Source organism: Bradyrhizobium sp. USDA 4461, from assembly GCF_054055655.1.
Genome location: NZ_JBSRXM010000001.1, coordinates 2,372,386 through 2,385,481 on the forward strand (window position 1 = coordinate 2,372,386; position 13,096 = coordinate 2,385,481).

Consider the following 13,096-nt stretch of genomic DNA (forward strand, 5'->3'; position numbering starts at 1 on the left):
CATGCATCGCCGAATCACCGGAAGGCTCGTGATCGCCACCCATAATCCCGGCAAGCTTGCCGAGATGCGGGAATTGCTGGCACCGCACGGCGTGGAGGCGGTGTCGGCCGGCGAGCTCGGCCTCGCCGAGCCCGAGGAGACCGGCGACAGTTTTCGCGCCAATGCCGCGATCAAGTCGATCGCGGCGGCCAAGGCGACCGGACTGCCGGCCTTCGCCGACGATTCCGGCCTCGTGGTCGATGCGCTCGATGGCGCGCCCGGGATCTACTCGGCGCGCTGGGCCGGCGAGGGCAAGGACTTCATGGCGGCGATGACGCGGATCGAGCGGCTGTTGCAGGAGCGCGGCGCCACCGCGCCCGCGCGCCGAAGAGCGCATTTCGTCTCCGCACTGTGCGTGGCCTGGCCGGACAATCACCTCGAAGAGGTCGAGGCCCGCGTCGATGGAACTCTGGTTTGGCCGCCGCGCGGCACCGCCGGCTTCGGCTATGATCCGGCATTCCTGCCGGACGGCTACACGCGAACCTTTGGCGAGATGACCAGCATCGAGAAGCACGGCCTGCCGCCGCTCGGGCTCGGCCTGTCGCACCGCGCCCGCGCCTTCGTGAAGCTCGCGGAGATCTGCCTTGAGCCACGCTGACCGAGAAGCCTTCGGCGTCTACGTGCACTGGCCGTTCTGCCTGTCGAAATGCCCGTATTGCGATTTCAACAGCCATGTGCGGCATGCGCCGGTCGACGAGGCGCGCTTCGTGCGCGCCTTCGCCCGCGAGATCGAGACCACGGCCGCGCGGGTGCCGGGACGCGAGGTCAGCTCGATCTTCCTCGGCGGTGGCACGCCGTCGTTGATGCAGCCGCAGACGGTCGGTGCCGTGCTCGATGCGATCGGCAAGCACTGGCAGGTCTCGCGCGACGTCGAGGTCACGCTGGAGGCCAATCCGACCAGCGTCGAGGCGACGCGCTTTCGCGGCTATCGCACAGCCGGCGTCAACCGCGTCTCGCTCGGCGTGCAGGCGCTGGATGATGCGTCGCTCAAAGCATTGGGCCGCCTGCACAGCGCGCGCGAAGCGCTCGACGCGGTTGCGATCGCGCGCTCCGCATTCGACCGCTATTCGTTCGATCTGATCTATGCCCGCCCCGACCAGACGCCGCGGATGTGGGCCGACGAATTGAAGCAGGCGATCTCGGAAGCGGCCGAGCATCTGTCGCTGTATCAGCTCACCATCGAGGAAGGCACGCCGTTCTTCGGGCTGCATGCCGCCGGCAAATTGCAGACCCCGGATGAAGCGACCGCGCGCGCGCTCTACGACGTGACGCAGGAGGTCTGCGCCCGCGAGGGATTGCCGGCCTACGAAATCTCCAACCACGCCCGCACCGGGGCGGAGTGCAAGCACAACCTCGTCTACTGGCGCGGCGAGGAATATGCCGGCATCGGCCCCGGCGCGCATGGCCGGCTCGACATCGATGGCATCAGGCACGCGACCGCGACCGAGCGGCGTCCCGAGGCCTGGCTATTGAATGTCGAGGAGCGCGGGCATGGCGTCGTCAGCGACGACAGCCTCAACAGCGAAGAACGCGCCGACGAATTCCTGCTGATGGGGCTGCGGCTCGCCGAGGGCATCGATCCCAAACGCTATGCGCAACTCTCCGGCCGAAAGCTCGATCCGCACCGGATCGCCCTGCTGCGCGAGGAGGGCGCGATCGCCGTCGATGCCGACGGACGGCTGCGCGTGACGAAGGCGGGATTCCCGGTGCTCGACGCCGTTGTGGCGGATCTCGCCGCCTAAATATCGAAAACAACCCCATGCAAAGGAGCTGGCGGGCGCTTCAAGGCGATTTCAGGCCAGTGCCCGACCGATCTAGGCGCCAAAGCTCTTCGGCGAGCCTGCGACCGGCGTGCTCCCGCCGGACGCCACCTTCATGACCGCAAGGCCCCGCTCATTGGTGCCGTCGGAGCGGAAGCGGAACAGGCCGTCGATACCGGCAAAGCCCGACGGGTTGGTCAGCGTCTCCGGCGCAAAGCGCTGCGCGCCCTGGGTGCGCGCCAGCGCCGCCATCAGCGCCACGGCGTCATAGGCCAGCGTTGCAGTGCGTACCGGCTCGCCGCCATATTTGGTGCGGTAACGGCCGGCGAAGCTGCGGAAGCCGGACGGATCGGGCGCGGCATAGAGGCCGCCTTGCAGGACGGGGCTCGCGAACACCCGCGGATTGTCCCACAGCCCGGTGCCGAGCAGCTGGATGTTGCGCAGATTGGCGCCTGCCGCGGTCAGCGCATCGGCGGTCGCGACCACCGAATCGCCGTCATCGGCGATCAGCAGCGCATCGGCCTGGCCAAGCGCCTGCGCCACGGTCCGCGCCGGCGTTGCGCGGTCGGCACCATACTTCTCGAAGGCGACGACGCGGCCGTTCTTGCGGCCGACCGCCTGCTTGAATGCGGCCTCGACCACATTGCCGTAGGCGTTGTCCGGCACCATCGCGGCGAACGAGCGTTTTCCGATTCCGGCCGAATAGTCGACGATGCGGTTGATGTCGGACTCCGGCAGGAAGCTCAGCAGATAGACGCCGCGGCCGGCCACGCTCGAATCGGTCGAGAAGGCGATCACCGAAGTGCCGCGCGGCCGGGTCAGTTGCGCGACGGCCGGCACCGAGCCCGCGAACAGCGGTCCCAGAATGATCTCGGCGCCTTCGGCCAGCGCCTGCTGGGCACCCTGCGACGCGCCCTGCGGGCTGCCGCCATCATCCTTGATCAGAAGCTGGATGTTCGGGTTCTGGAATTCCGCCAGCGCCATTTCGGCGGCATTGCGCATCGACTGCGCGGCGAGCCCGGCATTGCCGGCCGCCGACAGTGGCAGAATCAATCCAATTTTGACCTGGCCGGTGCCAACCGCCTGCGGCTGCTGCTGCGGGCCGGCAGGACCGGCGTCCGGGCTGCCGCTGGAGAACTGGCTCAAGCTCTGCTGGATACCGGAACAGGCCGTCAGCAACGGCGCGCCCACGAGCAGACCAAGCGCGGTTCGCCGGGTCGTGCCCGACGGCGAGGAGTTGCGGGGATGCGGGCCTGCCATCGTCTCTCTTCTCTTGACCGACCAGGATCGGCCAGGACTCCATCCAACTCTGATGAGGCGGGGGGATTTGGGCATATTGTCGGCGAATAGTTAACTAAAACAAAAGGATTATGGCCGCGCGGCGCCGTTGCCGCGGCCTTCATTTCCTTCCCTGGCAACGGCCTCTCCGCCGCCGTTTGCGGATGGCGGAAGCGTCGCCGTCCCTCTAGATTGGCATTATGCGCGCAAAAGCCAGTTCCCTCCACCATTCGGATGCCACGGCAGGCGTTGCGGCCAGAAGCTTTTCGATCGGCGGCCAGCAGTTGCCCGCGCCCAGGGCCAGGCCCGGGCTCCATCTGGTCGCGACGCCGATCGGCAATCTCGCCGACATCACCCTGCGCGCGCTGGAGACGCTGGCCGGCGTCGACGTCATCGCCTGCGAGGACACCAGGATTACGCGCCGGCTGACCGAGCGTTACGCGATCACGGCGGAGCTTGCGCTCTACCACGAGCACAATGCGGCCCAGGCCCGGCCCAAGATCCTGGAACGGCTGGCGCAGGGCGCCGCGATCGCGCTGGTCTCCGACGCCGGCACGCCGCTGATCTCAGACCCCGGCTTCAAGCTGGTGCGCGAGGTCTGCGCCGCCGGCCATGCCGTCATCGCGGTGCCCGGGCCATCGTCGGTGCTGACGGCGCTGTCGGTGGCGGCGCTGCCGACCGACCGGTTCTTCTTCGAGGGATTTCTGCCGACCAAGGAGCACGCGCGGCGCGCGCGGCTCACTGAGCTTGCCCGGATCGACGCCACGCTGGTGATGTTCGAGTCAGGCAATCGCGTGCAGGACACGCTGCGCGACCTGGCTGCAATCATGGCCGGACGTGATGCCGCGATCTGCCGCGAGCTGACCAAGCTGCACGAGGAGGTCAAGCGCGCGCCGGTCGCAGAGCTCGCGGCAGGCGTGGATGCGCTGGAGACCCGGGGCGAGTTCGTGCTGGTGATCGGGCCGCCGGCCGACGATGCCGGGGTGATGGACGAGACTTCGCTCGACGATCTCCTGCGCGCGCAGCTCGCCCGCGGCAGCGTCAAGGATGCGGTGGCGCACGCGGTCGAGCTGTCGGGCCGGCCGCGCCGCGAGGTCTACGCCCGCGCGCTCGAGCTTGCGAAGACCATCGGGGACGGCGATGGCCAAGCCTGATAACGCCAAGACTGAGGCCAAGACTGATAGCGCCAAGACTGACAGCGCCTCGCCCGAGCGCGTCGCCGCATTCCGCACCGGCATCTCGGCCGAGAGCCGTGCCGCGGCGCTTCTGATCGCCAAGGGCTATCGCATCCTGGCGCGGCGCTTCCGCACGCCCTATGGCGAGATCGACCTGGTGGTGCGCCGGCGCAATTTGCTGGCCTTCGTCGAGGTCAAGGCCCGCGCCAGCCTCGACGACGCCGCCTATGCGGTGACGCCGCGCCAGCAGCTGCGCATCATCAATGCCGCCCAGGCGTGGCTGATGGCGCATCCCGAACACGCCGAATTTGACCTCAGATTCGACGCCGTGCTGATTGCGCCGAAGAGCCTGCCGCGCCATCTGTTAGCGGCATTCGACGCAAGCCCATAGAATTTACCCTCAAGACCTCGCGGGACACACCTATGACATTGAAGATCGCCGTCCAGATGGATCCCATCGCGCGCATCAATATCCGCGGCGATTCGACCTTTGCGCTGCTGCTCGAGGCGCAAAAGCGCGGCCACGGCATTTCCTACTACACGCCCGACAAGTTGTCGCTGCGCGGCGAGGAGCTGGTGGCACCGGTACAGCCGCTCACCGTGCGCGACGAGGTCGGCGATCACTTCACGCTGGGCGAGCCGAAGCGCGAGGCGCTCAACGGCTTCGACGTCGTGTTGCTGCGCCAGGACCCGCCATTCGACCTCGCCTACATCACCTCGACGCATTTCCTCGAGCGGATCCATCCGAAGACGCTGGTCGTCAACAATCCGGCCAGCGTGCGCAACGCGCCGGAAAAAATGTTCGTGATGAACTTCCCGCAGCTGATGCCGCCGACCCTGATCTCGCGCGACCTCGACGAGATCAACGCCTTCCGCGACCAGCACGGCGCCGTCGTCATGAAACCGTTGCATGGCCATGGCGGCGCCGCCGTGTTCCGCGTGATGCCGCAGGACATGAATTTCGGTTCGCTGTTCGACATGTTCTCGGTCACCTTCAAGGAACCCTGGGTGATCCAGCGCTTCCTTCCCGAGGTGAAGCATGGCGACAAGCGCATCATCCTGGTCGACGGCGAATTCGCCGGCGCCGTCAACCGCGTGCCGGCGGCGGACGATCTGCGTTCCAACATGGTGCGCGGCGGCGCGGCCAAGGCGACCGAGCTGTCGGATCGCGAGCGCGAAATCTGCGCCACTGTCGGGCCCGCGTTGCGCGAGCTTGGTCTGATGTTCGTCGGCCTCGACGTGATCGACGGCAATTTGACCGAGATCAACGTCACTTCGCCGACCGGCATCCGCGCCATTCAGCGGCTCAACGGCCCCGATGTCGCGGCGATGATCTGGGATACCATCGAGAAGAAGCGCGCCGCGAAATAATCGTCCTTCTTTGTGCGCCGCACAGGTTGGCTGAAATCTAGAAGCATGATCCGGAAAAGTGCGAAGCGGTTTTCCGAAAAAGATCATGCTCAAACAATGAGCTAAAGCGCGCTGACGATTGATCCCGATATCATCGCGCTTTAGCCAGGGCTCGGTCGCGCCAGCGTTCGCCTTATTCTACTTGCCAGCTTGCGCGGGCGCGGGCAGCATCCTCTTGCCTGCGTCAGGTCAAGCGGCGGGTCAGCGCGCGGGCACAACGCGACAAATTCATAAAAATTGGGAGGAAGACGTTATGACGCTCAATGTCTCACGACGATCCTTGCTCGCGCTCGGTGCCGGTCTCGGCGCCAGCACACTGCTCGGCGGCACCGCACAGGCGCGCGCGCCGAAACTCGGCACACAGACTCCCTATTGGCACCGCTTCGAACTCGGCGACGCCGAAGTGACCGTCGTCTCCGACGGGCCCCTTCCGCTCGGCGATCCCTCGGGCACATTCACGGGCGTGCCGAAGGAAGAAGTCAAGAAGATGCTCTCCGACAACTTCCTCTCGCCCGACAATGTCGTGCTCGAGCAGAATTCGCCGATCGTCAACATGGGCGACAGGCTGATCCTGTTCGATACCGGCATGGGTACCTCGAAGGCGTTCGGTCCGACCACCGGCCGGCAGCAGAAGAGCATGCAGGAAGCCGGCATCAAGCCGGAAGACATCGATGCCGTCGTGCTGTCGCACGCGCATATCGATCATATCGGCGGCATCGTCGGCGCCGACGACAAGCCGCTATTCCCGAATGCGCAGTACTACATCGCGCAAAGCGACCTCGATTTCTGGACCGACGAAGGCAAGATGGGAAGTCCGTTGAAGGACTTTGTCGTGCACGCCCGCAAGAACCTGCTGCCGGTGCGCGACCGCATCGTGTTCTTCAAGGACGGCCAGGAATTCCTGCCCGGCGTGACCGCGCTCGCAGCCCCCGGCCACACCGTGGGCCACACCATCTTCATGGTAAGCTCGGGCGGCAAATCCTTCGCCTTCCTCGGCGATCTCTCGCATCACGCGGTGCTGCTGCTGGAGCGGCCGCGGATGGAATTCTCCTACGACACCGATCCGAAGCAGGCGGCGGCCTCGCGGGTCAAGATGCTGGAGATGCTGGCCGCGAACAAGACGGCCGTCATGTCCTATCACTTCGCCTGGCCGGGCTATGGCCACGTCGCCAAGGCCGGCGAGGGCTTCCATTATTATCCCGAGCCGATGCAGATGACGCTGTGACCAGCTGATCATCCGGGGACGGCGCGCGTCGCCCCCGGATGTTCTCTTAATGTTCTTGCGCTTGGCGGCCCGCTCCGCTACCTTGGGTGGCGGAAGACAGAGGCAGCATGGTTCAGCGGGTTTCCACCGTCGCATTCGAGGGGATCGAGGCCCGCGCGGTCGACGTGCAGGTCCAGGTCGCGCCGGGGCTGCCGGCATTCGCGATCGTCGGCCTGCCCGACAAGGCGGTGTCCGAGGCGCGCGAGCGGGTGCGTGCGGCGCTGATCGCCTCCGGGCTGGCGCTGCCCGCCCGCCGCATCACCGTCAATCTCGCACCGGCCGACCTGCCCAAGGAAGGCAGCCATTACGACCTGCCGATCGCGCTCGGCCTGATGGCCGCGATCGGGGCGATTCCGCCGGACGCACTGAGCGGCTTCACCGTGCTCGGCGAGCTCGGGCTCGACGGCTCGATCGCAGCCGTTGCGGGTGTGCTGCCGGCGGCGATCGGCGCCAATTCGCGCGACGAGGGATTGATCTGCCCGGCCGCCTGCGGCTCGGAAGCCGCTTGGGCGAGCCCGGACATCCAGATCATCGCGGCGCAGTCGCTGATCCAGATCGCCAATCATTTCAAGGGCACCCAGGTTCTGTCGCGCCCGCAGCCGAAAGTGCAAGACCAGAACGAGGCGCGCGAGGAAGCGCTGCTCGATTTGCGCGACATCAAGGGCCAGGAAAGCGCCAAGCGCGCGCTCGAGATCGCGGCCGCCGGCGGACATCATTTATTGATGATCGGGTCGCCCGGCGCCGGCAAGTCGATGCTGGCGGCGCGGCTGCCGTCGATCCTGCCGCCGCTGTCGCCATCGGAATTGCTCGAAGTCTCGATGATCGCCTCGGTGGCCGGCGAGATCCGCGACGGCGCGCTGACCGCGCGGCGCCCGTTCCGCAGCCCGCATCATTCCGCCAGCATGGCCGCGCTGACCGGCGGCGGCATGCGCGCCAGGCCGGGCGAGATCTCGCTGGCGCATCAAGGCGTGCTGTTCCTCGACGAGCTGCCGGAGTTCGATCCGCGCGTGCTGGATTCGCTGCGCCAGCCGCTCGAGAACGGCGAGGTCTCGGTCAGCCGGGCCAACCACCGCGTCACCTATCCGGCGCGCTTCATGCTGGTCGCCGCGATGAACCCGTGCCGCTGCGGCCACGCCTATGAGCCCGGCTATTCCTGCAAGCGCGGCCGGCTCGACCGCTGCACACCGCCGACTACCAGATGCGGATCTCCGGCCCGCTGATGGATCGCATCGATCTCAGGATCGAGGTGCCGGCCGTGACCGCGGCGGATTTGATCCTGCCGCCGCCGGCGGAGGGATCGGCCGAGGTCGCCCGACGCGTTGCGGCAGCCCGCGACATCCAGCTTGCGCGTTACGCGGCGGCCGGCATGCCACATGTCCGCACCAATGCGGAAGCGCCGAGCTCGCTGCTCGAAACCATCGCGCAGCCTGACGCGCATGGCCAGAAGCTGCTGCGCGAGGCCGCCGACACCATGCATCTCACCGCGCGCGGCTATCACCGCGTGCTGCGCGTGGCGCGCACGCTCGCCGATCTCGACGGCACTGATACGATCGGCCGGCTGCACCTTGCCGAGGCGCTATCCTATCGTGCATTGGCCGACGATTTGCGGCGCGCGGCGTGACGCCTCGGGTTTTGCAACCGACGCTCGTCGCGTCAACGCCGCAGTAACCACTCTCATTTACGCTCCGCAAACCATAAGCACCGCGATCCGCGGGCGCTTGGGTCGAGCGAGTTGTGTCATGTTGCGTATGAAGATTCTGGCCTCGGTGGTGCCGCTTGCCGTGGCCGCGATATTTGCCCGCGCTGAATTCCTGCCGGGCCCCCGGCCCTGCATCGATGTCGGCGGCGCCACGATTCAGATCGCAGCGGTGCCGTGGCAGGCGCAGCTTCACGTCAGCTTCACCGACGATCCGAGCCATGCCACCGTCCGGGTCCAGATTGCCGACAGCGCAGACACCGCCGACTTCACCGTGATCGACGACATCGACGACGCCGAGGCCGGGGCGTGCGAGAGCAACGTCACGCCGCAGCTGATCGGGATTTCGAGCGATCCGTCGGCAAACGGTCCGGTGATCTATCTGTCCCGTGACGATGGGCCGTCCGATTACCGCGTCTTCGTGCAGTCCAGGACGTTTTCGGCGCGCGATGCCGCGGCGCTGATCGTCAGTGCCCGCGGCGGACATCGCCGCCTGGAGGCGGCATCGGTCAAACCCGACACGCGCTTTCACGGCCGGGTCATGGCGGAGTTAACCTCGCGCTAACCCTGTTCCGAGGGCAACGCGAAACGGCCATCAAGCTCAAGCACTTTGCAAGGTGGCCGACGCATCGTCATTGCCGGATCAAAGCTATTTCAGGGCCACCATTGATGGGGCGTTTCTTCCGGATCAAGTTACGCTTTCGCCGCTTCCTGCGCCGCCATTCCTGGGTCGCGACGATCGTCCGCTCGTTCACGATCTTCTCGGTCGCGTTCGGCGGCGCGTTCGGGTTCATCTCGGGCGCCCTCTCGCCGCACAGCGGCTACGATCCCAATTCATTCGCGATCGGGGTCAGCTTCCTGTTCGCGCTGGCCTGTCTGTGGATCGTGACGCTCGGCATCCGCCTCAGGCTGATGCGCAAGCGGTTGCGCACCGTCGCCATGCACAACGAGGCGATGGCCGACCGCAACTGGGAACTCCAAGAGGCCGAACAGCGGGCCGGCAAGCTGTTCGAGGCGCAGGGCGATTTGATCGTGCTGCGCGACCTCGAAGGACGGATCACCTACGCCAACGACGCCTATTGCGAACTGGCGCAGGTCTCGCGCGACAATCTGATCGACAGCACCGCCACGCTGACAGTGCTGGAGCAGGGCGAGACCGCGCTCGAGCCCAGCGGCACCCGTGTCTACGACCAGAAGGTCGCGGGACCGCTCGGGCCGCGTTGGATCGCCTGGCGCGAGGGCCTCGTGCGCAACGATGCCGGCGCGCCGGCGGAGATGCAGAGCGTCGGCCGCGACGTCACCGACCGCACCGAGAGCGAGCGCGCGCTGACTGAGGCCCGCGATCAGGCCGACGCCGCCAACCGTGCCAAGTCGCGCTTCCTGGCGATGGCCAGCCACGAGATCCGCACGCCGCTGAACGGCATCATCGGCATGAGCGGACTGCTGATGGATACCCAGCTGACGCCGGAGCAGACGACCTACGTCAAGGCGGTCAAGACATCCGGCGACGCGCTGCTCACGCTGATCGAGGAGCTGCTCGACTATTCCAAGATCGAGGCCGGCAAGATCGACCTCGAGCACCGCCCCTTCGCGCTGTCCGGCCTGATCGAGGATATCACCGAGCTGCTGGCGCCGCGCGCGCAGACCAAGGGCATCGAGATCGCTGCCTATGTCGACGAGCGGCTGCCGATGCAAGTGGCCGGCGATGCCGCGCGGCTGCGCCAGGTGCTGCTCAATCTCGCCGGCAACGCCATCAAGTTCACCGCGAGCGGCGGCGTGGCGCTGATCGTCGAGCCCGGCCTCTGGCCGCACGAGATCAGCTTCCTGGTCCGCGACAGCGGCATCGGCATCGCCCCGGAGGCGCAGCAGCGCATCTTCCGGGAGTTCGAGCAGGCCGACGACCGCATCGCGCGCAGCTATGGCGGCACCGGCCTCGGGCTTTCGATCAGCGACCGCATCGTCAAGCGCATGGGCGGCCGCATCACGCTGGCGAGCACGCCGGGCGCAGGCTCGACCTTCGAGGTCTCGATCCCGCTGGCCGCCGCCGACACCGCCGAAGCCAACAGCTTCACCGCACCCGATCTCGCCGGCCAGTCGATCATGCTGGTGGCACCGCAGAGCATCGAGGTCTCGCTGATTTCGCGGCGGCTGCAGCGCTGGGGCGCGCAGACCTGCATCGTGTCGGATGCCGATGTCGCCGAGGCGTTGCTGCCGGAACGGAGCTGGCACGCGGCGCTGATCGACCACACGCTCGGCACCGCGGCGATGGAGGCGTTCGCCAACGCCGCCCGCATCCATGCAACCCATCGCATCGTGATGTTCACGCCGGCGACGCGGCAGGAGCTTTCGGCCGCCGAGACCGCGATGTTCACCGGCTATCTGGTCAAGCCGCTGCGCGCAGCCTCGCTCGCCGCACGCCTGACCGCGCAGCCCGAAATCGCGGCTCCCAGCCTCGCGATGCCGACACCAGGCCCCGCAATCGAGGCGGCCGCGGAAACCGCACCCACTGCGGCGGCAGGCGCGACGGCGGACAGGGCTCTCTCCATCCTGGTCGCCGAGGACAATGAGATCAACGCGCTGCTGATGCGTTCGCTGCTCACCCGGCTCGGCCACAACGTGGTCATCACCACCAATGGCGAACAGGCGATGGAATCCTGGCTCTCGGCGACGTCGGCCGGCACGCCGTACGACCTCGTGCTGATGGACATCCAGATGCCGCGCCTCAACGGCATCGAGACCACCAAACAGATCCGCAGCCATGAGACCGGGCAGTCCATCCGCCGGACCCCGATCCTGGCGCTGACCGCCAATACGCTGGTGGAAGACCGCTATGCCTGTTTCGAGGCCGGCATGGATGGCTTCCTGATCAAGCCGCTCGACCGCGAGAAGCTGGAAGAAGCGCTCGCGGGCCTCGCCGCCGCGCGGCATATCGCGGCGTAGTCACCACAAACTCAGTGTCGTCCCTGCGAAAGCAGGGACCCATAACCACCGAACTTGGTTTTGTGTTCCGCTGCGGCCACAGCCTTGCAAAGTGACGTACACCTGTGGTTATGGGTCCCCGCTTTCGCGGGGACGACAGCCGTGATGTGGCCCGTTCGCTGAGATGCGGCGATACCTACAGCCGCCGCAGCGCCACCGTCTGCACCACGTGGTCGGCGCCCTTCTTCAGGATCAGCGTCGCGCGCGGGCGGGTCGGCAGGATGTTGTCCTCGAGATTGGCGAGGTTGGTGCGCTCCCAGATCGCGATCGCGGTCGCGGTCGCTTCCTCGTCCGACAATGGCGCGTAGCGGTGGAAGTAGGACCTCGGATCGGTGAATGCGGTGTCTCGCAGCGCCAGGAAGCGCGTGATGTACCACTGCCGCAGCACAGCCTCATCGGCGTCGATATAGACCGAGAAATCGAAGAAATCGGAGACGAACGGCACCGCCTTGCCGTCACGCGGCAGCCGCCCGGTCTGCAGCACGTTGACACCCTCGACAATCAGGATGTCGGGCTGATCGATCTCGACCCATTTGTTCGGCACGATGTCATAGGTCAGATGCGAATAGACAGGGGCGCGCACGCGACGCCGTCCCGCCTTGATGTCGCTGAGGAACGACAACAGCGTCGGCAGATCGTAGCTCTCCGGAAAGCCCTTCTTCTGCATGATGCCCTGCCGCTCGAGCACGGCATTGGGAAACAGGAAACCGTCGGTCGTGATCAGATCGACCTTCGGCCGCGGAGACCAGCGCGCCAGCAGCGCCTGCAGCACGCGGGCGGTGGTCGACTTGCCGACCGCAACCGAGCCGGCGACGCCGATAATGTAGGGCATCTTGCGATCGCGGATATTAAGGAACTGGCGCTGCGAGTAATACAGCCGCTGGGTCGCATCGACATAGATGGAGAGCAGCCGCGACAGCGGAAGGTAAATGTCCTCGACCTCCTGCAAATCGAGGCGGTCGTGCATCGAACGCAGGCGGTCGAATTCGCCCGGCTCGAGCGTCATCGGCGTATCGTCGCGCAGATGCGACCATTGCTGGCGCGTGAAGACGCGGTAGGGGTTGTACTGCTGATCTGGTGCCCGGATGTCCATGAGGCCGCCCTTCTCGATGCGCTCGATCATTTGCGCTAGTCGCGCTTGCGCGACGCCTTCTCTTCCAGTCCCGACATCGCGGTGCGCTTCTCCAGCGCGGCCTCGACGTCCTCCAGTCTCACGCCGCGTGATTTCAACAGGACCAGCAGGTGAAACACGAGATCAGCACTTTCCGCGATGAGATGATCGCGATCATTCTCGACCGCAGCGATCACGGTCTCGACCGCTTCCTCACCCAGTTTCTTGGCGCAGTGCTCTGCGCCCTTGTCGAGCAGCTTGCGGGTGTAGGACGCCTCGCCGCCCGTTGCAGCACGGGCGTCGATGGTGGCGGCCAAATCGTGGACCGTGAAACGCGACATCAACTCAACTCAAGCATGCACAACAGCACCAGACGGTGCCATC

General features: G+C 66.4%; 11 protein-coding genes and 1 pseudogene. 9 read left to right on the forward strand and 3 right to left on the reverse strand.

The annotated features are described in order from the left end of the window. Position 1: 1 nt before the first annotated feature. The gene (gene rdgB / locus ACVINW_RS11075) at positions 2 to 637 is read left to right on the forward strand and encodes an RdgB/HAM1 family non-canonical purine NTP pyrophosphatase (protein ID WP_456751324.1); all 636 of its coding nucleotides are present in this window, start codon (positions 2 to 4) and stop codon (positions 635 to 637) included. Beyond that, positions 624 to 1,781, forward strand: coding sequence for a radical SAM family heme chaperone HemW (gene hemW / locus ACVINW_RS11080; RefSeq protein WP_456751325.1), 1,158 nt, complete (start codon positions 624 to 626; stop codon positions 1,779 to 1,781). The genes rdgB and hemW overlap by 14 nt, the downstream gene beginning before the upstream one ends. 72 nt (positions 1,782 to 1,853) lie before the next feature. On the opposite strand, the gene ACVINW_RS11085 is transcribed toward hemW, so the two are convergent. Then, positions 1,854 to 3,059, reverse strand: a complete 1,206-nt coding sequence (locus ACVINW_RS11085; RefSeq protein WP_456751326.1) for a penicillin-binding protein activator — start codon at positions 3,057 to 3,059, stop codon at positions 1,854 to 1,856. A 218-nt stretch (positions 3,060 to 3,277) separates the two neighbouring features. On the opposite strand from ACVINW_RS11085, the gene rsmI reads away from it, so the two are divergent. The 7 genes and pseudogenes from rsmI (at position 3,278) to ACVINW_RS11120 (ending at position 11,562) form a co-directional block, all read left to right on the forward strand. Beyond that, the gene (gene rsmI / locus ACVINW_RS11090) at positions 3,278 to 4,231 is read left to right on the forward strand and encodes a 16S rRNA (cytidine(1402)-2'-O)-methyltransferase (protein WP_456751327.1); all 954 of its coding nucleotides are present in this window, start codon (positions 3,278 to 3,280) and stop codon (positions 4,229 to 4,231) included. Next, entirely contained in the window at positions 4,218 to 4,643 is a 426-nt protein-coding gene (locus tag ACVINW_RS11095) for a YraN family protein (protein WP_456751328.1), read from the forward strand. Before rsmI ends, ACVINW_RS11095 begins: the two co-directional genes overlap by 14 nt. Before the next feature lie 32 nt (positions 4,644 to 4,675). Then, positions 4,676 to 5,623 carry a glutathione synthase gene (gshB, locus tag ACVINW_RS11100; protein ID WP_456751329.1) on the forward strand — a complete coding sequence of 316 codons (948 nt, stop codon included), beginning with the start codon at positions 4,676 to 4,678 and terminating at the stop codon, positions 5,621 to 5,623. A 292-nt stretch (positions 5,624 to 5,915) separates the two neighbouring features. Next, on the forward strand, positions 5,916 to 6,887 hold the full coding sequence (locus ACVINW_RS11105; RefSeq protein ID WP_456751330.1) for an MBL fold metallo-hydrolase: 972 nt from the start codon (positions 5,916 to 5,918) through the stop codon (positions 6,885 to 6,887). A 107-nt stretch (positions 6,888 to 6,994) separates the two neighbouring features. After that, a pseudogene (locus ACVINW_RS11110) lies at positions 6,995 to 8,547 on the forward strand (YifB family Mg chelatase-like AAA ATPase). 118 nt (positions 8,548 to 8,665) lie between these two features. Further along, on the forward strand, positions 8,666 to 9,187 hold the full coding sequence (locus ACVINW_RS11115) for a hypothetical protein (RefSeq protein ID WP_456751331.1): 522 nt from the start codon (positions 8,666 to 8,668) through the stop codon (positions 9,185 to 9,187). 104 nt (positions 9,188 to 9,291) lie between these two features. Next, entirely contained in the window at positions 9,292 to 11,562 is a 2,271-nt protein-coding gene (locus tag ACVINW_RS11120) for a response regulator (RefSeq protein WP_456751332.1), read from the forward strand. A 175-nt stretch (positions 11,563 to 11,737) separates the two neighbouring features. Here the strand turns inward: ACVINW_RS11120 and coaA are convergent, their stop codons facing one another. Both coaA and ACVINW_RS11130 read right to left on the reverse strand, forming a co-directional pair. Next, positions 11,738 to 12,694 (reverse strand): type I pantothenate kinase, encoded by a 957-nt coding sequence (gene coaA, locus ACVINW_RS11125; RefSeq protein WP_456756367.1) that lies wholly within the window; start codon positions 12,692 to 12,694, stop codon positions 11,738 to 11,740. Positions 12,695 to 12,729: 35 nt separating this feature from the next. After that, entirely contained in the window at positions 12,730 to 13,053 is a 324-nt protein-coding gene (locus ACVINW_RS11130; protein ID WP_456751333.1) for a phosphoribosyl-ATP diphosphatase, read from the reverse strand. Positions 13,054 to 13,096: the final 43 nt, after the last annotated feature.

Excerpts from the sequence above, each read along its gene's own strand:
- rdgB (WP_456751324.1), top strand. The coding sequence starts at position 2 with ATGCATCGCCGAATCACCGGAAGGCTCGTGATCGCCACCCATAATCCC.
- ACVINW_RS11085 (WP_456751326.1), bottom strand. The coding sequence starts at position 3,059 with ATGGCAGGCCCGCATCCCCGCAACTCCTCGCCGTCGGGCACGACCCGG.
- rsmI (WP_456751327.1), top strand. The coding sequence starts at position 3,278 with ATGCGCGCAAAAGCCAGTTCCCTCCACCATTCGGATGCCACGGCAGGC.
- ACVINW_RS11095 (WP_456751328.1), top strand. The coding sequence starts at position 4,218 with ATGGCCAAGCCTGATAACGCCAAGACTGAGGCCAAGACTGATAGCGCC.
- gshB (WP_456751329.1), top strand. The coding sequence starts at position 4,676 with ATGACATTGAAGATCGCCGTCCAGATGGATCCCATCGCGCGCATCAAT.
- ACVINW_RS11105 (WP_456751330.1), top strand. The coding sequence starts at position 5,916 with ATGACGCTCAATGTCTCACGACGATCCTTGCTCGCGCTCGGTGCCGGT.
- ACVINW_RS11115 (WP_456751331.1), top strand. The coding sequence starts at position 8,666 with ATGTTGCGTATGAAGATTCTGGCCTCGGTGGTGCCGCTTGCCGTGGCC.
- ACVINW_RS11120 (WP_456751332.1), top strand. The coding sequence starts at position 9,292 with ATGGGGCGTTTCTTCCGGATCAAGTTACGCTTTCGCCGCTTCCTGCGC.
- coaA (WP_456756367.1), bottom strand. The coding sequence starts at position 12,694 with ATGGACATCCGGGCACCAGATCAGCAGTACAACCCCTACCGCGTCTTC.
- ACVINW_RS11130 (WP_456751333.1), bottom strand. The coding sequence starts at position 13,053 with ATGTCGCGTTTCACGGTCCACGATTTGGCCGCCACCATCGACGCCCGT.